A 24,422-nucleotide genomic window follows, 5' to 3' on the forward strand; every position below is an offset into this window, starting at 1 on the left:
TTCCGACGAGAGGTGAGGAGAGGCGATGACGACATCTGCCCCTGACTTCGCTCCCGTGTATTACCCGGCCGCTCCCACCGGCCTGGTGCGACCGGGGATCATCGCCGGCGCGTTCACGCTGATCGTGGCGGGCGTATCGATCTATGTGGGGCACTTCCTGTTTGCGATCTTCTTCGCGGTGGGTGTGGTGGCGGTTCTGGTCAACGCGAAGATGGTGACGATGGCCGTCTCGCGTGTGGCTGCCGAAGCCGACCCCCGTAAGAAACTGTTGGCCGTCAATTCCGCGCTGCGGCTCGGTGTGATCACCGTGCTGGCATTGGCCGCAGCCATTCTGGTCCGGCCCGAGGGGCTGGGCGTGATGTTCGGACTCGCCCTTGGCCAGGTTGTCCTGGTCCTCAACACGGTGATTCCGGTGATGAAAGGACTTCGTAAGCAGCTATGACCGCACCGTCTGACGCGCTGTACCTGGCTGAGGCCAAGATCGAGGTCGGCCACCACCAAGAGGTGGAATGGCTGGGCATGACCTGGAATCTCGACACGATCATCGCCGCGGCCATTGCCGCGCTGATCGTGATCGCGCTCGCGTTCTTCGTCAAGGCCAAGATGACCTCGCGCCGGCCGAACACCGTGCAGCTGTATTTCGAGGTCATCACCGTGCAGATGCGCAGTCAGATCGAGAGTGCGATCGGTATGAAGATCGCCCCGTTCGTGCTGCCGCTCGCGGTCACCTTGTTCACCTACATCCTGATCGTCAACTGGTTCTCGGTACTGCCGGTGCAGTACGGCGTCGACAGCGGCGCAACCCATGAGCTCATCAAACCGGCCTCGGGTGACGCCAACTTCACTTACGCGCTCGCGATCTTCGTCTTCGTCTGGTATCACGCCGCCGGCATGCGTCGGCGCGGTCCGCTGCGTCACCTGGGCAAGCTGGTCAAGGGACACGCGGCGGGCCTGGCACCGATCAACATCATCGAAGAGATCGCCAAGCCGCTCTCGCTGTCTCTCCGACTTTTCGGCAACCTCTTCGCCGGTGGCGTCATGGTCGCCCTGATCGCACTGTTCCCCGCGTACATCCTGTGGGCACCGAACGCGATCTGGAAAGCCTTCGACATGTTCATCGGCCTCATCCAGGCCTTCATCTTCGCCCTGTTGACGATCCTCTACTTCAGCCAGGCGATGGAAGACGAGCACCACTAGAACCACCGTCCGACGCCCACCGACGGTGAGCGTCGGACGGTGCAGGACAACCGTACGAACCACACCCCAATAGAAAAGGTCGGCCCGGCCGACCGGACCCACAGACCTGGCAACCAAGAGTGCCAGTTCCACCCGAAAGGAAAGATCTCAATGGATCCGAATCTGGTTAGCATGGGCGCGTTGATCGGCGGCGGCCTCATCATGGGCGGCGGCGCGATCGGTGCGGGCATCGGCGACGGTATCGCCGGTTCGCAGCTCATCGCCGGTATCGCCCGGCAGCCGGAGGCCCAGGGACGTCTGTTCACCCCGTTCTTCATCACCGTGGGTCTGGTCGAGGCGGCCTACTTCATCAACCTGGCGTTCATGGCCCTGTTCGTGTTCGCCAACCCGGCTCAGACCTACGGCGCATCCTGAGTCGAAGCGCCGTCCGTTCAGCTGCTCGTAGTTCGCAATCCCGATAGGGGACATCCAACATGATGAGTCTCGCCGCAGAAGAAGCCGGGGAGAAGACGTCCAACTTCCTCATCCCGAACGCCACTCTGATCGCGTGCCTGCTGATCTTCATCGTCGTCCTGGTCGTCATCCGTACCTTCGTCGTCCCTCCGATCCTCGAGGTGCTCGACGAACGTGACGCACGGGTGGCCAAGACGGTCGAGGACAACAAGGCCGCGGCGGCGAGCTATGCGGACGCCGACCGGGAGTACGCGGCACGTCTGAAGAAAGCTCGTGGCGACGCCACCGGCATCCGTGACGAGGCCCGCGCCCGTGGTAACGAGCATGTGTCGGCGGCCAAGCACAAGGCCACCGAGGAGGCCGATGCCGCACTCGCCAAGATCTCCGCGAATCTGAAGGTCGAGGCGGACAAGGCGGTCACCACCGCCAAGCAGGACGTGAGCCGGCTGTCGGAGGCACTGGCCGGCCGCGTTCTGGGAACCGACGTCGCCTCGGCCGGTGCCGGGGCCCAGCAGAGTGGGACGGTGAAGTAACCCGTGGACATTTTCATCGGGCAGCTCGTCGGCTTCCTCGTGATCGTGGCGATCTTCGTCAAGTGGGTGTTGCCGCCGCTGCGCAAGGCAGTGCTCGCCCAGAAGGACGCGATCAGTCAGCAGATCGTCGAGAGCGAAGAGGCCAAGAGCCGCGCCGAGGACGCGCGGGTCGCCCACGACCGCGCGGTCGAGAAGGCCGAGGCGGAGGCCAAAGAGCTCCACGCGGGTGCACTCGAGGATGCGAAGTCGATCGAAGAGGACCTCAAGGCACTCGCCGACGCGGAGGTCCGGCGGATCAGCGAGCACGGCAAGTCGCAGGCCGAACTGGCCCGTACGAGCCTTGTCCGCCAACTGCGGCTCGAGCTCGGACTCAACGCCGTCGACGGCGCGGGCGAGATCGTCCGACGACATCTCTCGTCGGCCGACAACCAGTCGGCGGCCATCGATCGGGCGATCAACGAACTCGACGGCATGGCCGCCGGGCAGGCCGATTCGTCGGTCCCGGCCAGCTCGGAACTGATCGGCCTGCACTCGCTGCACGCCACCAGCCGGGATGCGGCGCGTGCGGTTGGCGCCGAATTCGAGTCGGCGGCCAAGGATCTCGACGCGCAGGCGCTGACCTCGGCGTCCGAGGAGATGGCCTCGGTCATCAAGTTCCTGCTCGACAACCCGGTCCTGCGCAAAAAGCTGACCGAGGACGAGGACAACGACGCGGGCAAGAAGCAGATGGTGCACACCCTGCTCGACGGCAAGGTCGCACCGATCGTCGTGGACACGGTGGCCTCGGCCGCCGCCCAGCGGTGGTCGCAGAGCCTCGACTTCGTGACCGCGCTGCGTCGCCAGAACGCGCTGATCGTGCTGACCGCCGCCGAACGCGACGGGACCATCGAGCAGACCGAGGATGAGCTGTTCCGCGTCGGCCGGTTACTCGACGCCAACCCCGAATTCGCTTCGCTGCTGGCCGATTTCCAGCGTCCGGCGGACGGTCGCGTGGAGTTGCTGCGTTCACTCATCGGCGATCAGGTTGGTCCGCACACCTGGTATCTGCTCTCGCACACCGTTGCGCTGTTGCACGGACAGCCGTCCGAGACCGCAGTGGCGCATCTGGCCGAGCTGGCCGCCGCCCGTCGCGGGGAGATCGTCGCGCACGTGGTGTCCGCGGTCGAGTTGACCGACGAGCAGCGCACCCGCCTGGCACAGGTGCTGGGCAACATCTACCACCGCACGATCTCGGTCCAGACCGAGGTCGACGAGTCGATCATCGGCGGCCTACGCATCGGCGTCGGCGACGAGGTGATCGAGGCCGACATCGCCACCAGACTGGCGAAGGCGACCGAGACGCTGCCGCGTTGATCGCGAGCCGGTCGGTGGGAACCACCCCGGCCGACCGGCGCCGACGCACCACCCACCACGAACCACTGCACGGACTGAGCAAGGAAGACGAGAACCCATGGCGGAGTTGACGATCTCAGCAGACGAGATTAAGGGAGCGATCGAGCAGTACGTCTCGTCGTTCGACGCCGAAGCCTCGCGCGACGAGGTCGGCATCATCACCGATACCGCGGACGGCATCGCCCACGTCAGCGGCCTGCCGAGCGCAATGGCCAACGAGCTGCTGCAGTTCCCCGGCGGCGTGCTCGGCGTGGCCCTGAACCTCGACGAGGACGAGATCGGTGCGGTCATCCTCGGTGACTACGAGACCCTGGAAGAGGGCGCACAGGTCAGCCGGACCGGCGAGGTGCTCTCGGTTCCCGTCGGCGACAAGTTCCTCGGTCGTGTCGTCGACCCGCTCGGCGCGCCGATCGACGGACTCGGCGACATCGAGGCCGAAGAGCAGCGCGTGCTCGAGCTGCAGGCTGCCTCGGTGCTCGAGCGTCAGCCGGTCGAGGAGTCGCTGGCCACCGGCATCAAGGCCATCGACGCGATGACCGCCATCGGCCGCGGACAGCGTCAGCTCATCATCGGTGACCGCAAGACCGGCAAAACCGCCGTCTGCGTCGACGCCATCCTGAACCAGAAGGCCAACTGGGAGTCGGGCGACGAGAACAAGCAGGTTCGCTGCATCTACGTCGCGATCGGCCAGAAGGGCTCGACCATCGCCGGCGTCAAGACGGCTCTCGAAGAGGCCGGCGCGATGGAGTACACCACCATCGTCGCCGCCCCCGCCTCGGATTCGGCGGGCTTCAAGTGGCTGGCCCCCTACACCGGTTCGGCCATCGGTCAGCACTGGATGTACCAGGGCAAGCACGTTCTGATCGTGTTCGACGACCTGACCAAGCAGGCCGAGGCCTACCGTGCGATCTCGCTGTTGCTGCGCCGTCCGCCGGGCCGCGAGGCCTACCCGGGCGACGTCTTCTACCTGCACTCGCGTCTGCTGGAGCGTTGCGCGAAGCTCTCCGACGAGCTCGGCGGGGGCTCGATGACCGGTCTGCCGATCATCGAGACCAAGGCCAACGACGTGTCGGCGTTCATCCCGACCAACGTCATCTCGATCACCGACGGCCAGGTCTTCCTCGAATCCGACCTGTTCAACAAGGGCGTCCGCCCGGCCATCAACGTCGGTACCTCGGTGTCGCGTGTCGGTGGTGCCGCCCAGACCAAGGGTCTGAAGAAGGTGTCGGGGTCGCTGCGTCTGGAGCTCGCCCAGTTCCGTGAGCTCGAGGCCTTCTCGGCGTTCGCCTCCGACCTCGACGACGCGTCGAAGGCGCAGCTCGAGCGTGGTGCCCGCTGGGTCGAGATGCTCAAGCAGGATCAGTACAGCCCGTACTCGGTCGAGGACGAGATCGTCTCGATCTACCTGTGCGGCGAGGGACATTACGACTCGGTGCCCGTCGACGACGTGCGCAACTTCGAGACTCAGTTGCTCTCGCACCTGCATCACAATGCCAAGGGTGTCTACGACTCGATCGCCGGTGGCAAGGTGCTCTCCGACGACGAGGCCGAGGCGTTGGTCGCCGAGACCAACAAGTTCAAGAACAGCTACCTCACCCACGACGGCAAGCGCGTGGTCAACGAGGCCGAGGCGACCCCGATGGACTCCGAGGATGTCGCTCAAGAAGAGATCAAGATCCGCAAGTGATCGACTCGGGGCAGCACCGCCGTGGCCTTCGTCGCATTGATGGCCGCCGGAGCCTGCGAGGCACACTGATGGCCCGGCGAGGCACACTGATGGCAAGGAAGGGGTGAGGGCTCGTGGCAAGCATCCGTGAGCTGCGCTCACGCATCCGGTCGGTTCAGTCGACCAAGAAGATCACCAAGGCCCAGGAACTGATCGCGACCTCGCGCATCACCAAGGCGCAGGCGCGCGTGGCGGCGGCCAAGCCCTACGCGACGGAGATGACCAAGGTGCTCTCCGAACTCGCGAGCAGCGCCGGGACGTTGGATCACCCATTGCTCCAGGAGCGGGAGAATCCCAAGCGGGCGGGCGTGCTGGTGATCACCAGTGACCGCGGCATGTGCGGTGGCTACAACGCCAACGTCCTGCGGGCCACCCGGGAACTCCTCGCGTTGCTGCGTGAGGAGGGCAAGGAGCCGGTCATCTTCGTGATGGGGCAGAAGGGCGTCGGGTACTTCACGTTCCGCGGTGCCGATTACGCCCAGTCGTGGACCGGTTTCTCGCAGGCACCGGAGTACTCCGACGCCTCGGCTGCCAGCAAGTTCCTGGTGGATCTGTTCGTCGCCGGTAGCGGTGTGGAGGTCGAGAATCCCGACGGTGAGGGCACTCTGGAGGGTGTCGACGAACTGCACCTGGTCTACACCCGGTTCGTCTCGATGCTGACGCAGGTCCCTGAGGTTCGACGGATGGCACCGCTGGTCGTCACCGAGGAGGACGAGGCAGACCAGAGCGACGGAGAGGTCGACAAGGCCGACACCGAATCGCGCAACTACACCTTCGAGCCGAGCGCGGAGTCCTTGCTCGAGGCGCTCCTCCCGCGTTACGTGGCCACCCGCGTCTACGCGGCGCTGCTGGACTCGTCGGCGTCGGAGTCGGCAGCCCGGCGGACCGCGATGAAGGCGGCCACCGACAACGCCGAGGAACTGTCGACCTCGCTGTCACGCGAGGCCAACCAGCTCCGCCAGGCCCAGATCACCCAGGAGATCAGCGAGATCGTCGGCGGCTCGAGCGCCCTGGCGAACTAGCCCGAACCCCGCCGGACACAATCTTTCGACAAGAGGAAGTATCCAACCACCATGACCGCAGCAGTAGAAACCCCAGCCTCGCAGTCGTCGGGGTCGGCCGACGGCCGGATCGTCCGCATCATCGGCCCCGTGGTCGACGTCGAATTCCCGCGGGGATCGATCCCAGATCTGTTCAACGCCCTGCACGCCGAGATCAAGCTCGAGTCGGTCGCCAAGACGCTGACCCTCGAGGTCGCGCAGCACCTCGGCGACAACCTCGTTCGCACCATCTCGATGCAGCCGACCGACGGGTTGATCCGCGGTGCCCAGGTCACCGACACCGGCCACTCGATCCAGGTGCCCGTCGGCGACGTGGTCAAGGGTCACGTGTTCAACGCCCTCGGTGACTGCCTCGACAGCCCGGGCCTCGGCCGCGACGGCGAGCAGTGGAGCATCCACCGCAAGCCGCCGGCCTTCGACGAGCTCGAGGGCAAGACCGAGATCCTCGAGACCGGTATCAAGGTCATCGACCTGCTGACCCCGTACGTCAAGGGCGGCAAGATCGGCCTGTTCGGCGGCGCCGGCGTGGGCAAGACCGTCCTCATCCAGGAGATGATCACCCGTATCGCCCGTGAGTTCTCCGGTACCTCGGTGTTCGCCGGCGTCGGCGAGCGCACCCGTGAGGGCACCGACCTCCACCTCGAGATGGAGGAGATGGGCGTCCTGCAGGACACCGCGTTGGTGTTCGGTCAGATGGACGAGCCGCCGGGCACGCGTATGCGCGTGGCACTGTCGGCGCTGACGATGGCGGAGTACTTCCGCGACGTCAAGCACCAGGACGTGCTGCTGTTCATCGACAACATCTTCCGGTTCACCCAGGCCGGTTCCGAGGTGTCCACGCTGCTCGGCCGTATGCCGTCCGCGGTGGGTTACCAGCCCACGCTGGCCGACGAGATGGGTGAGCTGCAGGAGCGAATCACCTCGACGAAGGGTCGCTCGATCACCTCGCTGCAGGCGATCTACGTGCCCGCCGACGACTACACCGACCCGGCGCCGGCCACCACCTTCGCGCACCTCGATGCGACCACCGAGCTCTCACGTCCGATCTCGCAGCTGGGTATCTACCCGGCCGTGGACCCGCTGACCTCGACCTCGCGCATCCTGGAGGCCTCGATCGTCGGCGACGAGCACTTCCGCGTCGCCAACGAGGTCAAGCGCATCCTGCAGAAGTACAAGGAACTGCAGGACATCATCGCCATCCTCGGTATGGACGAGCTCTCCGAAGAGGACAAGGTGACCGTGCAGCGCGCGCGTCGCATCCAGAAGTTCCTCGGCCAGAACTTCCTGGTCGCCGAGAAGTTCACCGGACAGAAGGGTTCGGTCGTCCCGCTCGCCGACACCATCGAGGCCTTCGACCGGGTCTGCAAGGGCGAGTTCGATCATTACCCCGAGCAGGCGTTCAACAGCTGCGGTGGACTCGACGACGTGGAGGCTGCTGCCGAGAAGATCGCCGGAAAGTAGCGGATCGACATGGCAGACAAAGCGTTCCACGTCGAGGTCGTCTCGGCCGACGCCGAACTCTACTCCGGTGAGGCGACCTTCGTGATCGCCCGCACCACCGTGGGTGAACTCGGTGTGATGGCCAACCACGAGCCGCTGCTGGGCCAGCTGGTGCCCGGCGGATACGTGGTGATCGTCGAGGAGAGCGGTGAGCGCAAGGCGGCCGCGATCGAGGGCGGATTCCTGTCGATCACCGGGCAGTCGGTGACGATCCTCGCCGAGTCGGCCGAGTGGGCCGACGACGTCGACGTCGCCGCCGAACGCTCGGCTCTCGAGTCGGCCGAGCCCGGTTCCGACGAGTACAACCACGCGCAGGCTCGTCTGTCCGCGGCCGAGCAACTGGCCTCGTAGACCGCCGAACACGTCAACAGTGATGACACGACCGGCCACCCCAGTGCGGGTGGCCGGTCGTGTGCTGTTCCGGGGTGGCATCCTGGAGGTGACCCACGCACGACCACGGCCACGTCATGACCGGACGGCATCGATGCGCTCCGGGCGGCAACGAGGAGGTGCACCAGGGTGTCCGAACTCGTGATCACGCTGAGCGTCCTGCTCCTCATCGCCCTGTGCGTGTGCGGTCTGCTCGCCTACCGGGTGGGCCAGCTGCGGCGCGGTGGTACACCGGTGCTGCTGCGGACCCTGCCGGCCGATGTCGACGAGGGCTGGCGGCACGGGACTGTCCACTACAGCGACGAAGCACTGCGATATTTCCGGCTGAGTTCTCTGCGCCCGGGTCCGTCACACACCCTGCCCCGGCGTTCGATCGAGATCTCCGGACGCCGACGCGCCGTCGGCAGCGAACGCGACATCCTCGAGGGCTTGATCATCCTGCACGTGCACCAGTCCGTCGGCTCGGGTGCCGGCAAGGACTACGAGATCGCCTTCGACGCCGGTGGGGTCACCGCATTCCAGTCCTGGTTGGAGTCCCGGCGGTCGGCTCGCGCCGAACGCCGCAGCGCCTGAGCGCTCGAGAATCAGATCACGCGGTGATCACTCGGACGCCGTCTTATCCGGCCGGTGACGTTGACCGCCCGGTACCCAGGTGATGTCGCCGTCGCCGTGGGGTGGTCGGTTGGCCACGCGCGAGAGGATGAACAGCAGATCCGAGAGCCGATTCAGGTAGCGCGCCGGGAGCACCGAGGTGGCGTCGGGGTCGGCGTCGACGGCCGCCCACGCCGATCGCTCGGCCCGCCGGGTGACGGTTCTGGCCTGGTGGAGCAGAGCCGAGAGGGGACTGCCGCCGGGCAGGATGAAGGAATCGAGTGACGGCAGGGGCTCGCCGAACGCATCACACCAGTGTTCGAGTGCATCGATGTAGTCCTGCTCGATGCGCAGCGGCGGGTGTTTCGGGTCCTCGACCACCGGTGTGGACAGGTCGGCGCCGGCATCGAACAGGTCGTTCTGGACCGTCCGCAATACCGCCGCGATGTCGTCGGGAACCGGTCCGCCGAGCGACAGCGCCGCCCCGATCGCCGCATTGGCCTCATCGCAGTCGGCGTAGGCGACCACTCGCGGATCGGTCTTGGATACGCGCGAGAAGTCACTGAGCCCGGTGCTCCCGTCGTCGCCGGTGCGCGTGTAGATGCGGGTGAGATGTACGGCCATAGGTCCCGAATCTAGCGCCTCGCCAGGGTGGCGGTGGCGGGCGGATAAGCTGTCTGGCGTGACTGATCGCTATCTGGTGACCGGGGGAGCCCGTCTGCAGGGTGAGGTCTCGGTGGGCGGCGCCAAGAACAGCGTCCTGAAGTTGATGGCCGCCGCATTGCTCGCCGACGGCACGACCACATTGACCAATTCGCCGGAGATCGCCGACGTACCGCTGATGGCCGACGTGCTGCGGGGGTTGGGTGCGACGGTCTCCATCGACGGCGACACCGTCGTGATCGATGCGCCCGCCGAGCCGAAGTACCACGCCGACTTCGACGCGGTGAAACAGTTCCGCGCGTCGGTGTGTGTGCTGGGGCCGTTGATGGCTCGCTGCCGCCGGGCGGTCGTCGCACTCCCCGGTGGGGACGCGATCGGGTCCCGGCCGCTCGACATGCATCAGGCCGGTCTGCGCGCGCTCGGTGCGCACAGCGCGATCGAGCACGGCTGTGTGGTCGCCGAGGCGGACGCCCTGGTCGGTGCACCGGTCGCGCTGGAATTCCCGTCGGTCGGCGCGACCGAGAACATCCTGATGGCCGCGGTGCTCGCGGACGGGCAGACCACGATCGACAACGCCGCCCGCGAGCCGGAGATCGTCGACCTGTGCGTGATGCTCTCGCAGATGGGTGCACGGATCGACGGTGCCGGCACCTCGACGCTGACGGTGACCGGTGTCGATCGACTCCATCCCACCGAGCACCGGGTGATCGGCGACCGGATCGTCGGTGCCACCTGGGGGATCGCCGCGGCGATGACCCGTGGCGACGTGACGGTGCGCGGCGTCGCGCCCGCGCACCTGCAGCTCGTCCTCAACAAACTGGTCGACACCGGCGCCCGGGTGGACACCCTGCCCGACGGTTTCCGGGTACGCCACGACGGCAGGCCCACCGCGGTCAACGTGTCGACCCTGCCGTTTCCCGGGTTCCCGACGGACCTGCAGCCGATGGCGATCGGACTCGCGGCGGTCGCCGACGGCATGTCGGTGATCACCGAGAACGTGTTCGAGGCGCGCTTCCGCTTCGTCGAGGAGATGGTGCGTCTGGGAGCCGACGCCCGCACCGACGGCCATCACGCGGTCGTCCGCGGTATCGAGCGACTCTCGAGTGCCCCGGTGTGGTGTTCGGACATCCGTGCGGGCGCCGGGTTGGTCCTGGCCGGCCTCGTCGCCGACGGGGTCACCGAGGTGCACGACATCGAGCACATCGACCGCGGCTACCCGAACTTCGAGGAGAACCTCACCCGGCTCGGTGGCGGCATCGAGCGGGTCCGGGGATGAGCGCCCACCCGACCGGCGGGGTCGACATCGCCGCGTGGGCGAGTCGCTTCGACCTGTTGTCCGATCCCCACCGCCTCGAGATCCTGCTGGTACTGCACCGGACTCCGGGCATCATCGTCGGCGACCTCGCCACCGAGGTTGGGCGAACCGAGACCGCGGTCTCGCAGGCCCTGCGCGTGCTGCGACATCAGGGATGGGTCACCTCCACCCGCCAGGGCCGCTCGGTCAGCTACCGACTCGAGGACGAGACCGTTCATCAACTCCTGCACTGGATCGGGGCCGGCCACCACCACTAGGTGGATGAGGTCATGACGACCTTTACGCCCAGGTGCACTAAGTGCAGGCGCGGTGTGGAGGTACGGCATTGCTCGCCCACCGTCGTCTACCTTCGACGGTGGGCGGTGCACTGCGGTCTCATCGGGTGCCGCCCGCTCCGGGCTCGCGTTCGATCCGTTCCCGGGAACGCCGATGCTCGAGGCGGTGACGTGCGGCCTCGTGCGCCTGACGAAGGAGGCGGACAGCCAGCATGCTGGTGCGAGCACCCGGGTTGACGATCGATACCCACCCCTGGTGGCGATACAGGGGGTGCGGAAAGACAACGTCGGGCGCTGCGAAGTCCCACTGATCACCAGTAGGCACAGCCGTTTTGTCGGTCAGTTCACGAGCCGTGGTGGTGCCGACGTGAATGTTCAGTCGCCACCGGCCGGGCTTGTCAAGGTCGGACAGGGAGTCGTCGGGGTAGTTCTTTGTGACGATGGTGGCGTAGGGCTGCTGACGTTTCGGCACCTGGCCGCCGGGGGCGTAGTAGAAGAAGTGATCGCCCCAAGCGGTTGGCGGGAACTCGTCACCCTCGGTAGGTGCGAACTCGAGCAGCCCATCAAACGATCGGATTGTTTGCAACAGTTGGTCCATGTTCATACTTCAAGCATGTACTTGAAGCGCTGATGGAGGGTTGCATGCGCACGGAGGGACTATCGCCGACGATGACGACTGCCGATGTAGCAGCGGCAGCGGGGTACTCGGTTCAGCAAGTGCGTGACCTGGAAGCACTCGGCGTGATTCCGCCGGCGACGAGAACCCGCAGCGGCTACCGACAGTTCTCGCCAGAGCACGTGCACAGCTTGTGTGCCTACCGCGACCTGGCGTACGCCGTCGGACCGGTCGTGGCGCGCCGCACGATGCGGCAAATCCGCAGTGATCCAAGCGATTACGCTGCAGCCATGATCAGCGAGCTCCACACCAGGCTCAACAGGGAACGCGAACACACACTGGCCGCGCGATCGGCACTGACGTCCATCAGTTCCGAGGAAACCGCCGACGTCGCGCCCACCGAAGACGACTGCATGACCATCACCGAGCTCGCGCGAGCCCTCGAAGTGAAGGCGTCCACGCTTCGCTTCTGGGAAAGTGTCGGCCTGATCACGCCTCAAAGAGTCTCCACGCCGGCCGGAAGTGTACGACGCTACCCGGGCGTCGCGATCCGCGACGCCCGCATCGTCGCTGCCCTTCGCGCGGGCGGCTACCGCATCCCCGAAGTACAGAAGGCGATCAGCGCAGTCCGTGAACTCACGGATCACACCACCCCACTCACCGCGCTCGACTCCCGACTCCAGTCCATCGCCCAGCGCACATTCGCACTACTCCGCTCCGGAGCGATCCTGGCAGACCTCATCGAACAGCCTCGCTCAGCGGGACTGTTCGCCGCAGCGCCAACAACGTCCTGACCCGCTCCAACAGGGCGTGCCGATCCGACCCGACAAGGCGTCGTCGAATTGTGGTCAGGGCCACACCTGACCGGTCGGACAGTCTGAGCACCTCAACATCTGAATAAGTGGACAGATGTGATGTCCGGTTTTAGTGTTTCCCGTATCGCGCCGTCCGGGCGTGTACCTCCAGGGATCTCGAAGGGCACTGCTCATGTCCACCACCCCAGTCGCCATGCATATGAGCGACGGCATCATCAACGCACCGACCTCGCTGCTGTTCGGCGCCATCGCCGTGGTCGGACTGGCCTTCTGTGCCTGGCGTGCGCGCCGCGACCTCGACGAGAAGACCGTGCCGATGGCCGGCCTCGTGGCCGCTTTCATCTTCGCCGTCCAGATGATCAATTTCCCCGTCCTCCCCGGTGTGAGCGGGCATCTGCTCGGAGGTGCACTCGCCGCAATCCTGGTGGGGCCCTACACCGGCGCGTTGTGCATCGCGATCGTGTTGATCGTGCAGTGCCTGCTGTTCGCCGACGGCGGCATCACCGCCCTCGGGGCCAACCTCACCAACATGGCTCTCCTCTCGACGTTCGTCGGCTACGGCGTCGCGGTGGTCGCGTCGCGACTGCTGCGTGTTGGTCGCCGGGGCCGGTCGGATCACCCGTTCGCCGGTCTGGGGGTGGTGGCCTTCGTCTCGGCGCTCTGCGGGACCGTGTGCGCAGCAACCGGATTCGTCGTCGAATACGCCATCGGTGGAGCGGCGGCGACGTCGATGACCGCGGTCGCGAGCTACATGTGGGGCACGCACCTGTTGATCGGGGTCGGCGAAGGGCTGATCACCGCGGCGACCGTGGTGGCGGTCGCCCGGGCCCGCCCCGATCTCGTCTACCTGTTGCGTCGCACCGACTCTCCCGCCACGCTGATCGGAGCGCCGGCATGACCGCCACCGGAACCTCCGGCGATCGCCGCGACCGCTCGCCCCGGGTCCATCGCAGGACCTTCCTCATCGCGTTCGGTGTGGTGGCCTTGCTCATCGCAGGTCTGGTGTCCTATCTGGCCAGCTCGTCACCGGACGGTCTGGACTCGACCACCCTGCGGGGGTGCGAGACGACCGAGGTCGACGGTGCCGAGCAACTCACCGGAGACTGCATCGCGCAGCATGCCACCGACCACGCCATGGCCTCATCGCCGCTGGCCGACTACAGCTTTCGCGGAATCGGCTACACCAACGGGATCGCCGGGGTGATCGGCGTGGTGATCACCCTCGTGATCGCCGCGGGCCTGTTCTGGATCATCGGCGGGGCTCGACGTGCCCGTACCGGTGTCGCCCGGTCGGGGACCGGATCGGGAGACTGAGTCGATGGGAGCCGGACACCCGCACCCGGTCTACCGCGCCGGCGACTCCGCGGTTCACCGCGCGCCCGCCGAGGTGAAGATCGTCTGCCTGGTCTTCTTCGTCTTCGCGGTGGTCGCCACCCCGCGTGAGATGTTCTGGCCCTACGCGGGTTTCGCGATCGTCCTGGCCGCGGTGTGGGTCGTCGCCCGGATCTCACCGGCATGGATTGCTCCACGCATGCTGATCGAGGTCCCGTTCGTGATTCTTGCGGTGCTGCTGCCCTTCGCCGAAGGTGGCGAGCGGGTCGCCGTCGCCGGACTCTCGTTGTCGGTGCCCGGGCTGTACGCCGGGTGGGGGATCGTCATCAAGGGCACGCTCGGAGTTGCGGCGTCGCTGACCTTCGCTGCCACCACGCCGGCACGTGAGCTGCCGGTGGCGCTCACCCGACTCGGCGTGCCCGCGTCGATCACCCCGATCTTCGTCATGATGCTGCGCTACGTCGATCTGTTGACCGCCGAGATCCGACGCATGCAGATCGCCCGCGTCGCCCGCGGGGACTCACCGCGAGCGATCCACCAGATCGGTGCGATCGCCAAAGGTGTTGGCGCACTGTTCCTCCGTTCGTACGAGCGCGGCGAGCGGGTCCATCTGGCGATGATGTCGCGGGGTTTCACCGGCACGATCCCAGAGATGCCCGGGGTGGTGACCTCCGCCCGTGCGAGCGCCGGCCAGTGGTTGGTGATCGTGACACCCGCGCTGGCCGCGACCGCGATCGCCGCGGCCGCCTGGGTGTTGCGATGACTCCCGCCATCGAGATCGCCGGACTGCGCTACGCCTACCCCGACGGACACCTCGCCATCGACCACCTCGATCTCGTCGTCGAACCGGGCGAGCGGATCGCGTTGCTCGGCCCCAACGGCGCGGGCAAGACGACACTGATGCTGCAGCTCAACGGAGTCCTGCTGCCGAGTGCCGGGTCGGTGACCGTCCACGGCTCCCGCGTGGGCAAGGACACCCTGCGCGAGGTCCGACGCCGCGTGGGCCTGGTCTTCCAGGACCCCGACGACCAGTTGTTCATGCCCACCCTTGCCGAGGACGTGGCATTCGGGCCCGCCAATTTCGGGGTGCGCGGTGACGAACTCGCCGACCGTGTGCAGGAGGCGCTGGCGGCGGTCTCGATGACCGAGCATGCGAGGCGAAGTCCGCACCACCTGTCCGGAGGGCAGCGCCGCCGTGGTGCACTCGCGAGCGTATTGGCTTGCCGCCCAGACATTCTGGTTCTCGACGAGCCGTCGGCGAACCTCGACCCGCAGGCGCGGCGCGAACTTGCCGACACCCTGCTCACGCTGCGGACGACGATGCTCGTGGTCACCCACGACCTGCTGTATGCGGCGCAGTTGTGTGACCGCGCGGTCGTCCTCGACGCCGGACGAGTGGTCGCCGACGGCGACGTCGACGACATCCTGTCGGATTCGGAATTGCTTGCCGCGCATCGTCTCGAGATGCCCTGGGGTTTCGACATCGATGCAGTGCGCCGGGCGCGTTCCGCTCAGGTGTCGGCCCGGTGACTGACCCTCCGGATGGCATCACCCTGACCACTCGGGCAGGGGGCGCACTGCCCTTCGGTTGGCACTCGGTGCAATAGGGACGGTTTGGCCTCACAACACTTCTGACACATGGTGTGACGCGCGTAACGTCGCCGGTGCTCAAGTCGACGTCACGCGGTGTGCGTCGGATGAAGGAGGACAGGTCAGATGCAGGTAGACGAACTACTCAAACCGTTTCCCATCAAGGAGTTTCACCCGTTCCCGCGCGCGATGATGGGCCCGGGCGCGCACGAGATGATCGGCCCCGAGGCTCTCAAACTCGGGTTCAAGAAGACCCTCGTGATGACCACCGGTCTGCGGGGTAGCGATACCGTCCACAAGATCGTCGAGTCGTGCAAGTACCACGGCCTCGAGGTCGTCGTGTACGACCAGGTCGAGTCCAACCCCAAGGACTACAACGTCATGGATGCCGTGTCGTTGTACAACTCGGAGAAGTGCGACTCGTTCATCTCCATCGGCGGCGGTTCGGCGCACGACGCCTGCAAGGGTGCGCGCATCTCGGTCGCGCACGACGGCCGCAACGTCAACGAGTTCGAGGGCTTCAACAAGAGCGAGAACCCCAAGAACCCGCCGCACATCGCGGTGTCGACGACCGCGGGTACCGGGTCGGAGACCTCGTGGGCCTACGTGATCACCGACACCACAACCGATCCCGACAAGCCGCACAAGTACGTCGCCTTCGACGACGCGGCGGTGACCACCCTGGCGATCGACGACCCGGTGCTCTACTACGACTGCCCGGTCGCCTTCACCGCCCAGTGTGGTTTCGACGTGCTCGCCCACGCCTCGGAACCGTATGTGTCGCGCCTGAACTTCCCGCCGTCGATGGGCAACGCCCTGCACGCGGTGCGGATGACGGCTCGTCATCTGCGTGAGGCCACCTGGAACCCGACCGAACTCGCCGGCCGCGAGGGCATGATGTACGCGCAGTACATCGCCGCGCAGGCGTTCAATTCCGGTGGTCTCGGCATCATCCACTCGATCAGCCATGCGGTTTCGGCGTTCTTCGACACCCACCACGGACTCAACAACGCGATTGCGTTGCCGCGCGTGTGGGCCTTCAACATGCCGGTCATGTACGAGCGCTTCGCCGACATGGCCGACGCGATGGGCGTCGACACCCACGGTATGACCAAGGTCCAGGCCGCCGATGCCGCGCTCGAAGCGGCGATCCGGTTGCTGCGCGACGTGGGCATCGTCGAGAAGTTCGCCGACGTCAAGCAGAACACCTACCCGAAGAACCGTCTCGGTGAGGGGCCGACGAAGTACTACGAGAACCGCAAGGAGATCACCACCGACGCGGCCACCATCGACGCGCTGACCAACCACGTGCTCGGTGACGCGTGCACCCCGGGTAACCCCAAGGAGTGCACCTTCGAGACCGTTCGCCCGGTCGTCGAGCACTGCGTCAACGGCGATCTGGACGAATTGCTCCCTTAAGAGGTGCGTCGCCGATGAAGACCGATGTGGGGAAGTGTCTGCCCCGAATAGCGTGTCCCCACATCACCACACGCCGGTGGTCACCCGAACGCCCCCAATTCGGGTGACCACCGGCGTGGCCACCGGCCGCCGGCCCACATCCACCAGACCTCAGGAGAGATCGATGCCCACCTCCACCGTCACCACCGACGACACCGTCGCCCCGCACGTCGAAGATGCTGCGAGCCAACCCGATCCGGGCGGATTCCGTGATGTCGACGACGTGGTCGCCCGGTTCGCCGAGGCGGGTTACCTGGCCGATCAACGTCTGGCGACCACCGTCTTCCTGCAGAGCCGGCTCGGCAAACCGGTCCTGCTCGAGGGTCCGGCAGGCGTTGGCAAGACGCAACTCGCCAAGACCCTGGCAGAGGTGACGGGCCGAGATCTGTTGCGGCTGCAGTGTTATGAGGGTCAGGACGAGACCACCGCGCTCTACGAGTGGGATTACGGCAAGCAGTTGCTCTACACCCAGGTGTTGCGGGAGAAGATCTCTGCGGTCGTCGCCGACGCCGACTCACTGTCGGAGGCGGTCGACCGCATCGGTGCCGAGGAGAGCGTGTTCTTCTCCGAGCGCTTCCTCGCCCCCCGACCGCTGCTCGAGGCGGTGCGCAGCGAACGCCCGGTCGTCCTGCTGATCGATGAGGTCGATCGTGCCGACGAGGCGCTCGAGGCGGTGCTGCTCGAACTCCTCGCCGAATACCAGGTGTCGGTGCCCGAGATCGGTACCTTCGTCGCCAAGCACCAGCCGATGATCGTGTTGACCTCCAACAACACTCGCGATCTGTCGGCGGCACTCAAACGCCGGTGCCTGCATCTGTCGCTCGATTACCCGGATGCCACACGGGAATTGGAGATCATCAAGTCCAAGAACACGGGCCTGGCCGAGACGCTCGCGGCCAAACTCGTGGAGATCGTGCGCGGTCTGCGCGAACTCGACCTGCGCAAGGCGCCGAGTATCTCCGAGGCGATCGACTGGGCGCGCACCCTCGCGGTGCTCGGCGCCGACGAACTCTCCGCCGACATCCTCGGTCAGACCGCCAACGTGGTCGTCAAGTACGACCGCGACCTCACCCGCGCACTCGACGCCCTGCCCCGGCTGGTGGACCCGAACGCGCAGGTGCCCGATCACCTGCACACCCACGGACATTCCCACGATCACGGCCATTCCCATTCGCACGACGGGCATTCCCACACCCACGACGACGCCCACGACGACGAACACACGCATGACGACCCGCACGGTGGTCGCGCCAAACGTGCCGAGAAGGACAAGCCCGGGCGCCACGGCGACGACTACTACGGCTCGCCCGGGGCCAAGAGCGATGCCGGTACCCGGGCGGTGAGTGCCACGCAGGGCAGTCGCTCATTCGGCGACACCGGCCGTCCCCGCTCGGGTTCGGGTACCCGCCGCAAGCGTCCGTTCTAGGGAGCGGCGTCATGGAAGGAGCGGTCCACCGGTTCGTCCGGCTACTGCGTTTGCACGGCGTGCGCATCGGCGTCTCGGAGGCGATGGACGCGATGGCGGCCGTGGGTACCGCCGAGATCCTCGCCGACCGTGAACTCATGCGCTCGGCGCTGCAGGCGTGTCTGATCAAGGACCGACGCGACGAGCAGACCTTCGACGAGGTCTTCGACAAGTACTTCTCGTTGCGTCCGGTGCTCGACACCGATGACGGACACGGACATTCGCACAGTCACGACGATCTTTCCGACACCGGTGAGCTCGCCGAGTACACCCTGTCCGACGAGGTGAGCAACACCCCGCAGCAAGGTCACAGTCACGGCCCGCCGTCGAACATCCGCGACTACTTCGACCCCGAGGACCTCGCCGAGCAGTACAACCTGCATCAGGAGGCCAACAAACTCGACATGGCGTCGCTGACCGACGAGATCGTGCTGTCGGCGGATTCGGTGCCGAACTCCGAGCAGGCCGCCCGTGTGCAACTGACGGTGTCCCGCCTGCACAACCCGGGTCGGCCGGGTGAGCTCGTCACCGGCAATCCGACCCAGCTCGACGCCGAGTTGTCGGTGGCGCAGGAGATGGCGCTGCTCGACTGGCTCGACGACGCCGGGGGACTGTCCGGTCCGCAGCCCGACCGCGAGGAGATCGCCCGGTTGCGCAGCGCACTGGCGGGATTGCTCGACGGTTTGCCCGAGAAGCTGCGTGATCACCTCGAGGCGCTCATGGCGACCGACCACGAGATCGAGGATCGTGAGGTGAAGGCATCGGTGCGCGATGCCATTCACGAGCACGAGCGGGCCAGCCTGGAGGAGTCGATCCGCAGGCTCATCCGATCGCTGCACGGCGCGCCGCGTGCCCGACGCAAACTGGCCGCCCGCGGCACTGTCGACGCGGCCCGCACGATGCGCGCGAACCTGCGATTCGACGGGGTGCCGTTCCGGCCCATCACCGTTGCCAAGGTCGAGGACCGCCCGTCGCTGCTGATCCTCGCCGATGTGTCGTTGTCGGTGCGCAGCGCAGCCCGTTTCACCCTGCAACTCGTGCACGGACTGCAGAGCATGGTGGCCCACGTCCGGTCGTTCGCCTTCGTGTCCGACCTCGTCGAGATCACCGATCTCTTCGCCGAACACCCGGCCGAGGAGGCGCTGTCCCTGGTCGTTTCGGGCCTGCCGGCCGGCGGTGTCCTCGACACCGACGCCGACTCCGATTACGGGAACGCTCTGCAGTGTTTCCTCGACGAGTTCGGCGGCGCGATCACCCGGCGCACCACCGTGATCGTGCTCGGCGACGGTCGCAACAACGGCCGCGACCCGAACCTCGACGCGTTGGAGGAGATCAGCCGCCAGGCCCGGGAGACCATCTGGATCACCCCCGAACCCAGCTACTCGTGGGGTCTCGGGTCGTGCGACCTGCCCGCCTACGCCACGCTGTGCGACCGTGTGCACGTCGTCCACGACCTCGCGGCGCTCGAGCAGGTCTCGGTCAGCGCATACGGCGCGTGAACCGCAGGCGGCCGCGTAGGATTTCGGCAACGACTGGTGGGTGCGACGAGGTGGGTGAACGGGATGCACGCCGATATCGGTGAGGCCCGACCCGAGGTGGATTCGGAACGGCCGCAACCTCGAGCGCGGGCGACGCGGATCCCGGTCGTCAAGTTCCATACCCCCGAGGTGATCGTCGGTCCCGGGGCTCTGGATGAGATCCCCACGGCCGCAGCAGGTCTGGGGATGCGTCGGCTGATGATCGTCTCGGACCGCAATCTGGTGGCCACCCCGTGGTATCCGCGCCTCGCGCAACGGTTGCGGGCGGCAGACCTCAAGGTGGCCTCCTTCACCGATGTCTCACCGAATCCCCGGGCGCCGGAAATCGCCCTGGGCTTCGAACACTACGAGCAGACACGCTCGGACGGGATCGTGGCGCTCGGCGGGGGATCGGTGATCGACGCCGCCAAGGGGGTGGCCATCCTCGCGGCCAACGGGGGCCACATCCTGTCCTACGAGGGCATCGACCGCGCCCGCATCCCGCTACCGCCGTTGGTCGCTGCGCCGACCACTGCGGGCAGTGGGTCGGACGTGTCGCAGTTCTGCATCGTCAACGACGTGGATCGCATGACGAAGGTGACGATCATCGGACGCGGATTGGTGCCGAATGTATCGGTGATCGATCCCCACGCACTGGCCACGCTGCCACCCGAGGTGGCCGCGCAGTCGGGGATGGACGCGATCACGCACTGCATCGAGGCTTATGCATCGCTGGCGCACACCAGGCTCACCGATCGTTCGGCCCTGTCGGCCATCGGGACCGCATGGCGGTCGATCGAGCGATTCGTTGACGCTCCCGGTGACCCCGACGCCGGACTCGACATGGCCTATGCCGCGCTCGAGGCCGGGATGGCGTTCACCAATGCCATTCTCGGCGCCACCCACGCGATGAGCCATCCGGTCGGCGGACTGTGCGACGCCGCGCACGGAGCGATCAATTCGGTTCTGCTCCCGCACGTCATCCGGTTCAACGCCGAGACCGACCCGACCCCCTTCGTCGATCTGGCCCGGGCCGTCGGTGTGCCGACGTCGTCGTCGGCGTTCGTGACCGCCGAGCGATTCGCCGATGCGGTGTGCGAGCTCTCACGACGGATCGGGATGCCGGCTCGCCTGTCGCAGCTCGGAGTCTCCGCCGCACACATCAACGCGCTGACCGCCAACGCGTTGGTCGATGCCTGCATGCGGACGAACCCGCGCCAGCCGACCCCCGCCGATGTCGCCCGTCTCTATCGCGAGGCACTATGAGCGTCTCCTCGAGGTTCGGCGACCGCGACCTGACGCCCGGCGGGGACGAGGTCGGCGGAACGGACTTCGATTCGCTGATCGGGTTGCACTCGGTGAAGGGCTCGCATTACGCGCAGTTCCGTGGGGTCGAGGAGCGCCTCGGTCGTGTGGTCGGCGCACTGGACCGCATCTCGCGAGCCCTCGTGCAGACCGCGGAGGGGCCGGAGACACTCGTGCTCTCGGTGGTGCGTGCGGTGGCCGAACACCTCGAGGCCGATTGGGTGGTGTTCGCCCTGTGCGACGGCGAACTCGATCGCACGGGTCCGCGCCACCTGATGATGGACGGCGACGGCACCATCTACGCCTTCGAGGGCGTGCAGGTCGCGCGCACGCCGAGCCACCTGCCCGACGAGGTGCTCAACCGCCTCAACGATATCCTGCGCAACCAGCTTGGCGAGCTCGTCCGACCGGTCGTCGCCGATCACCATCTGCATGTGCCGGTGCACCTCGACGGTCGGGTGGTCGGCGGGCTGTCGGCGTGGACGCCACCGCGCCACGTCGTCGACTCCGCCGACCTGGTGGTGATGCGCATCCTCGCCCGACAAGCGGTGGTGGCCCTGCTCAATGCGGCGCTGCTCGAGGAGAGTCGCCATCAACTCACCCGCGCCGAGGATGCCTACGCCAAGGCCCGCGAGCAGGCCACCGATCTGGCGGTGCAGAACGTGGAATTGCAACGCACACAACGTGAGTTGTCGGCGGTGATGCGACAACGGCTGGTCACCGAGGAGCGTGAACGCATCGCCCGGGAGTTGCACGACTCGGTGACGCAGTCGGTGCTGTCGGCGGGTGTGCAGATCGAGGTATGCCGGATGGAGTGCGACCCGGAGACCGCCGAGCGACTCGAGGTCGCAGGAATGCTGACCCGCAACGCGGTCGAACAACTGCGCTCGGTGATCTACGCCCTGAACCAGTCCCCGTCCGTGGAGGGGCTGAGCCTGGGCGAGGTCCTCGACGAACTGTGCTCGATGCACATGCCGGCCGATCTGGAGACCGAGGTCCGGGTGCTGGGCCGGCCCCGTGACCTGCCCGATGACGTGCAACACGCCATTCTGCGCATCGCCGGTGAGGCGCTGTTCAACACCGCGGTGCACGCCGAGGCGACACTGGCGCGGGTGGTGCTCACCTACGGCGATCACGACGTGAGTCTGACCGTCGACGACAACGGCGTCGGCGACCCGGGACACATGCGTCGCGTGCTGCGTGCGGCGACGCTGGGCGATCTGGCCGGGCGACATCGGGGCCTGGCGAACATGTCGGCTCGAGCGCGCGAACTCGGTGGTGAGTTCCGGATCCGCCGATCCCGGATCGGCGGCGTGCGGGTCGGGGTGGAGATCCCGGCCGGCACCGTCACCGAATCCACGTCGTTGCCGCGCCCCACCACCGAATCGGTCCGGCGTACCGCCGGAACACGATCGTCACTGCATCAGGAGGTCAGCAGATGAACAACCCCGATATCGCGACGACGGCGGTGCGCACCATGCTGGTCGACGACCATGCACTCCTGCGTGCAGGCATTCGCTCGCTCCTCGAACGGGAGGAGACGATCTCGGTTGTGGGCGAGGCGGATTCGTTCGACCATGCACTGGCCGAGGTCGAGCGGTCACGGCCGGATGTGGTCGTCGTAGACCTGAAACTGACGGCGGGCACCGAGTACGAGGGGTTACGACTGATCACCGAGATCGCGGCCCGGCATCCCGAGGTGGCCAGTCTGGTGTTGACGACATTCCTCGACGACGACCTCGTGGTGCGGGCGGTGAAGGCGGGGGCACGTGGCTACGTCGTCAAGGACGTCGACACCACCGAGTTGGTGCGTGCCATCCAGTCGGTATCCGGGGGCGGCAGCGCATTCGACCCGCGTAGCGCTGCGATCGTGTTGCGCACGGTGTCCGGCGACGGCGGTGGATCGGAGACCCTGACCGAACGTGAACGCGAGGTGTTGCGGCTACTCGCCGACGGGATGAGCAACAAGCGCATCGGTACGACCTTGTTCATCTCCGAGTCGACCGTGAAGTTCCACATCCGCAACATCATTCGCAAGCTCGGCGTGACCAAACGGACCGACGCGGTCTACATCGCGAGCAAGCGCGGGCTGATCTGATGAGGCTCAGCGACGCGGGGTGAGCACCAACCAGCCGCCGTGATCGGTGAGGAATTCGGCCCCGGCGTGATCGGCTGCGTCCGCCCAGGCGTGCAGGTTCTCGGGCCCCAACCGAACGAGATGGCCGAAGTGTTCGCTCGGACGATCCTCATAAGGGATCGCGATCACCACCCGCCGACGCGCGACCCGCAATGCCTCGATGATGGCGGCACGCGCCTGGTCCGCGGGGAGATGCTCGAGCAGGTGGATCAACGTGACGGTGTCGACCGAGGAGTCGGCGTGGTCGAGGTCGGTGGCGTCTCCGACAGTCGCCAGCACGGGGGTGTCACGGCGACGTGCGGCCTGAGTCAGCAGGTCGACCGCACCGAAGGAGATGTCACACGCAGCGACGTCGAGACCGTCCTCGGCGCATCGGAGCGCGAAGAAGCCGAAGCAACAACCCACTTCGAGCACACTCGAACCGCTGATCAGGGAGCGCGCCCGTCGGTGTACCGGGGCGAACGACGCCGTCCCGTCGCGCAGCGCGCGCAGCGAGTTGTCGTAAAACCCGGCCCACGCGTCGTCGGCGCGCTCGCTGCACGACCGGATCAGACCGACCGCGGCTTCCTCGAACTCCCACTGGCCACACAACGCGCCGGCATCGATCACGCCTTCGAGCGCGAGGACCATTGCGTCATCCGAGATCTCGGCGACGGTGAAGGTGTGGACGAGTTCGACCCGACCTCCATCCCGGTCGATGGACCAGGCAACCCGTCCGGCATGGGGAAGATCGGCAGGCAGCGCATCAACGTGCCGCACCGTGATGCGGCGAGTGGTCGGTAGTCCGGCACTCATCGTCGTGACGCTCATGACCACAACGCTATGACCTGGACTTTTGCCGCGAAACTGCCCGAACGGGTGCATCTGCTGACCGAACGGAGAGGCGATGGCCGCGCCCGCATGGCCCAGATCACAATTATCGCGAGCGGCCGGAACGGCCGGATGCACGACCTCCGACGGCTGGGGCTGGCCCGCTGACCAGGGCTGATGTGCGACCAGTCGGAACCCACCTGGCGATTTGATTCGCGGGGGCTCTGTGCGTAACTTATTCGAAGTCAGCGCGCCGCGGCGCCGCCCCGGAGGGCTCCGAG

Annotated in this window: 26 protein-coding genes; 23 read left to right on the forward strand and 3 right to left on the reverse strand. The window is 66.6% G+C overall.

All coding sequences use genetic code 11. From position 1 onward, the window contains the following. The first annotated feature begins 25 nt into the window (after positions 1–25). The 10 genes from P3L18_RS26445 to P3L18_RS26490 all read left to right on the forward strand — a co-directional run bounded on the left by P3L18_RS26445 (position 26) and on the right by P3L18_RS26490 (position 8,825). Positions 26–442 (forward strand): hypothetical protein, encoded by a 417-nt coding sequence (locus P3L18_RS26445; RefSeq protein WP_276115798.1) that lies wholly within the window; start codon positions 26–28, stop codon positions 440–442. Beyond that, the gene (atpB, locus tag P3L18_RS26450; RefSeq protein WP_006368526.1) at positions 439–1,197 is read left to right on the forward strand and encodes a F0F1 ATP synthase subunit A; all 759 of its coding nucleotides are present in this window, start codon (positions 439–441) and stop codon (positions 1,195–1,197) included. Before P3L18_RS26445 ends, atpB begins: the two co-directional genes overlap by 4 nt. A 150-nt stretch (positions 1,198–1,347) precedes the next feature. Continuing rightward, positions 1,348–1,611, forward strand: a complete 264-nt coding sequence (locus P3L18_RS26455; RefSeq protein WP_006368525.1) for a F0F1 ATP synthase subunit C — start codon at positions 1,348–1,350, stop codon at positions 1,609–1,611. A gap of 62 nt (positions 1,612–1,673) precedes the next feature. Beyond that, positions 1,674–2,183: a F0F1 ATP synthase subunit B gene (locus P3L18_RS26460; RefSeq protein ID WP_276115805.1), complete on the forward strand. Its 510-nt coding sequence runs from the start codon at positions 1,674–1,676 to the stop codon at positions 2,181–2,183. Between the two features lie 3 nt (positions 2,184–2,186). Continuing rightward, entirely contained in the window at positions 2,187–3,536 is a 1,350-nt protein-coding gene (locus P3L18_RS26465) for a F0F1 ATP synthase subunit B/delta (protein WP_006368523.1), read from the forward strand. 97 nt (positions 3,537–3,633) lie between these two features. Beyond that, entirely contained in the window at positions 3,634–5,262 is a 1,629-nt protein-coding gene (atpA, locus tag P3L18_RS26470) for a F0F1 ATP synthase subunit alpha (RefSeq protein WP_006368522.1), read from the forward strand. A 113-nt stretch (positions 5,263–5,375) separates the two neighbouring features. After that, positions 5,376–6,323 carry a F0F1 ATP synthase subunit gamma gene (locus P3L18_RS26475; RefSeq protein WP_006368521.1) on the forward strand — a complete coding sequence of 316 codons (948 nt, stop codon included), beginning with the start codon at positions 5,376–5,378 and terminating at the stop codon, positions 6,321–6,323. A gap of 51 nt (positions 6,324–6,374) precedes the next feature. Next, positions 6,375–7,823: a F0F1 ATP synthase subunit beta gene (gene atpD / locus P3L18_RS26480; protein WP_006368520.1), complete on the forward strand. Its 1,449-nt coding sequence runs from the start codon at positions 6,375–6,377 to the stop codon at positions 7,821–7,823. A gap of 9 nt (positions 7,824–7,832) precedes the next feature. Continuing rightward, positions 7,833–8,213: a F0F1 ATP synthase subunit epsilon gene (locus P3L18_RS26485; protein ID WP_006368519.1), complete on the forward strand. Its 381-nt coding sequence runs from the start codon at positions 7,833–7,835 to the stop codon at positions 8,211–8,213. Between the two features lie 168 nt (positions 8,214–8,381). Further along, entirely contained in the window at positions 8,382–8,825 is a 444-nt protein-coding gene (locus P3L18_RS26490; protein ID WP_014359633.1) for a DUF2550 domain-containing protein, read from the forward strand. A gap of 27 nt (positions 8,826–8,852) precedes the next feature. Here the strand turns inward: P3L18_RS26490 and P3L18_RS26495 are convergent, their stop codons facing one another. Then, positions 8,853–9,467 (reverse strand): cob(I)yrinic acid a,c-diamide adenosyltransferase, encoded by a 615-nt coding sequence (locus P3L18_RS26495; RefSeq protein ID WP_079929352.1) that lies wholly within the window; start codon positions 9,465–9,467, stop codon positions 8,853–8,855. 58 nt (positions 9,468–9,525) lie between these two features. Here P3L18_RS26495 and murA point away from each other — a divergent pair, with 58 nt between their 5' ends. After that, a complete protein-coding gene (murA, locus tag P3L18_RS26500) occupies positions 9,526–10,782 on the forward strand; it encodes a UDP-N-acetylglucosamine 1-carboxyvinyltransferase (RefSeq protein ID WP_276115799.1) in 1,257 nt (418 codons plus the stop codon). Next, positions 10,779–11,078, forward strand: coding sequence for a metalloregulator ArsR/SmtB family transcription factor (locus P3L18_RS26505; protein WP_276115800.1), 300 nt, complete (start codon positions 10,779–10,781; stop codon positions 11,076–11,078). Before murA ends, P3L18_RS26505 begins: the two co-directional genes overlap by 4 nt. Before the next feature lie 118 nt (positions 11,079–11,196). Here P3L18_RS26505 and P3L18_RS26510 read toward each other — a convergent pair whose 3' ends face one another. Continuing rightward, the gene (locus tag P3L18_RS26510; RefSeq protein WP_276115801.1) at positions 11,197–11,700 is read right to left on the reverse strand and encodes a DUF6194 family protein; all 504 of its coding nucleotides are present in this window, start codon (positions 11,698–11,700) and stop codon (positions 11,197–11,199) included. A gap of 38 nt (positions 11,701–11,738) precedes the next feature. Between P3L18_RS26510 and P3L18_RS26515 the strand changes: the two genes are divergently transcribed. From P3L18_RS26515 to P3L18_RS26565, 11 genes are all read left to right on the forward strand, one after another. After that, on the forward strand, positions 11,739–12,506 hold the full coding sequence (locus P3L18_RS26515) for a MerR family transcriptional regulator (RefSeq protein WP_079929353.1): 768 nt from the start codon (positions 11,739–11,741) through the stop codon (positions 12,504–12,506). A gap of 193 nt (positions 12,507–12,699) precedes the next feature. Beyond that, on the forward strand, positions 12,700–13,425 hold the full coding sequence (locus tag P3L18_RS26520; RefSeq protein ID WP_276115802.1) for an energy-coupling factor ABC transporter permease: 726 nt from the start codon (positions 12,700–12,702) through the stop codon (positions 13,423–13,425). Then, entirely contained in the window at positions 13,422–13,841 is a 420-nt protein-coding gene (locus tag P3L18_RS26525; protein WP_006368511.1) for a PDGLE domain-containing protein, read from the forward strand. The genes P3L18_RS26520 and P3L18_RS26525 overlap by 4 nt, the downstream gene beginning before the upstream one ends. A 4-nt stretch (positions 13,842–13,845) precedes the next feature. Then, positions 13,846–14,622, forward strand: a complete 777-nt coding sequence (gene cbiQ, locus P3L18_RS26530; protein ID WP_006368510.1) for a cobalt ECF transporter T component CbiQ — start codon at positions 13,846–13,848, stop codon at positions 14,620–14,622. After that, the gene (locus tag P3L18_RS26535; protein ID WP_006368509.1) at positions 14,619–15,389 is read left to right on the forward strand and encodes an ABC transporter ATP-binding protein; all 771 of its coding nucleotides are present in this window, start codon (positions 14,619–14,621) and stop codon (positions 15,387–15,389) included. Before cbiQ ends, P3L18_RS26535 begins: the two co-directional genes overlap by 4 nt. A gap of 186 nt (positions 15,390–15,575) precedes the next feature. Beyond that, positions 15,576–16,868: an NDMA-dependent methanol dehydrogenase gene (gene mdo, locus P3L18_RS26540; RefSeq protein ID WP_006368508.1), complete on the forward strand. Its 1,293-nt coding sequence runs from the start codon at positions 15,576–15,578 to the stop codon at positions 16,866–16,868. Between the two features lie 163 nt (positions 16,869–17,031). Then, on the forward strand, positions 17,032–18,333 hold the full coding sequence (locus P3L18_RS26545; RefSeq protein ID WP_276115803.1) for a MoxR family ATPase: 1,302 nt from the start codon (positions 17,032–17,034) through the stop codon (positions 18,331–18,333). 11 nt (positions 18,334–18,344) lie between these two features. After that, positions 18,345–19,871, forward strand: coding sequence for a VWA domain-containing protein (locus P3L18_RS26550; RefSeq protein ID WP_276115804.1), 1,527 nt, complete (start codon positions 18,345–18,347; stop codon positions 19,869–19,871). A gap of 63 nt (positions 19,872–19,934) precedes the next feature. Beyond that, a complete protein-coding gene (locus P3L18_RS26555) occupies positions 19,935–21,155 on the forward strand; it encodes an iron-containing alcohol dehydrogenase (protein WP_014359641.1) in 1,221 nt (406 codons plus the stop codon). Then, the gene (locus P3L18_RS26560) at positions 21,152–22,636 is read left to right on the forward strand and encodes a GAF domain-containing sensor histidine kinase (RefSeq protein ID WP_079929356.1); all 1,485 of its coding nucleotides are present in this window, start codon (positions 21,152–21,154) and stop codon (positions 22,634–22,636) included. The genes P3L18_RS26555 and P3L18_RS26560 overlap by 4 nt, the downstream gene beginning before the upstream one ends. Continuing rightward, complete coding sequence (locus tag P3L18_RS26565; RefSeq protein WP_006368503.1) at positions 22,633–23,292, forward strand: response regulator transcription factor; 660 nt, start codon at positions 22,633–22,635, stop codon at positions 23,290–23,292. Before P3L18_RS26560 ends, P3L18_RS26565 begins: the two co-directional genes overlap by 4 nt. 6 nt (positions 23,293–23,298) lie before the next feature. Here P3L18_RS26565 and mftM read toward each other — a convergent pair whose 3' ends face one another. Next, complete coding sequence (gene mftM / locus P3L18_RS26570) at positions 23,299–24,147, reverse strand: mycofactocin oligosaccharide methyltransferase MftM (protein ID WP_079929357.1); 849 nt, start codon at positions 24,145–24,147, stop codon at positions 23,299–23,301. Positions 24,148–24,422 lie beyond the last annotated feature (275 nt).

Source organism: Gordonia sp. N1V (assembly GCF_029269935.1).
Lineage (GTDB): Bacteria > Actinomycetota > Actinomycetes > Mycobacteriales > Mycobacteriaceae > Gordonia > Gordonia polyisoprenivorans.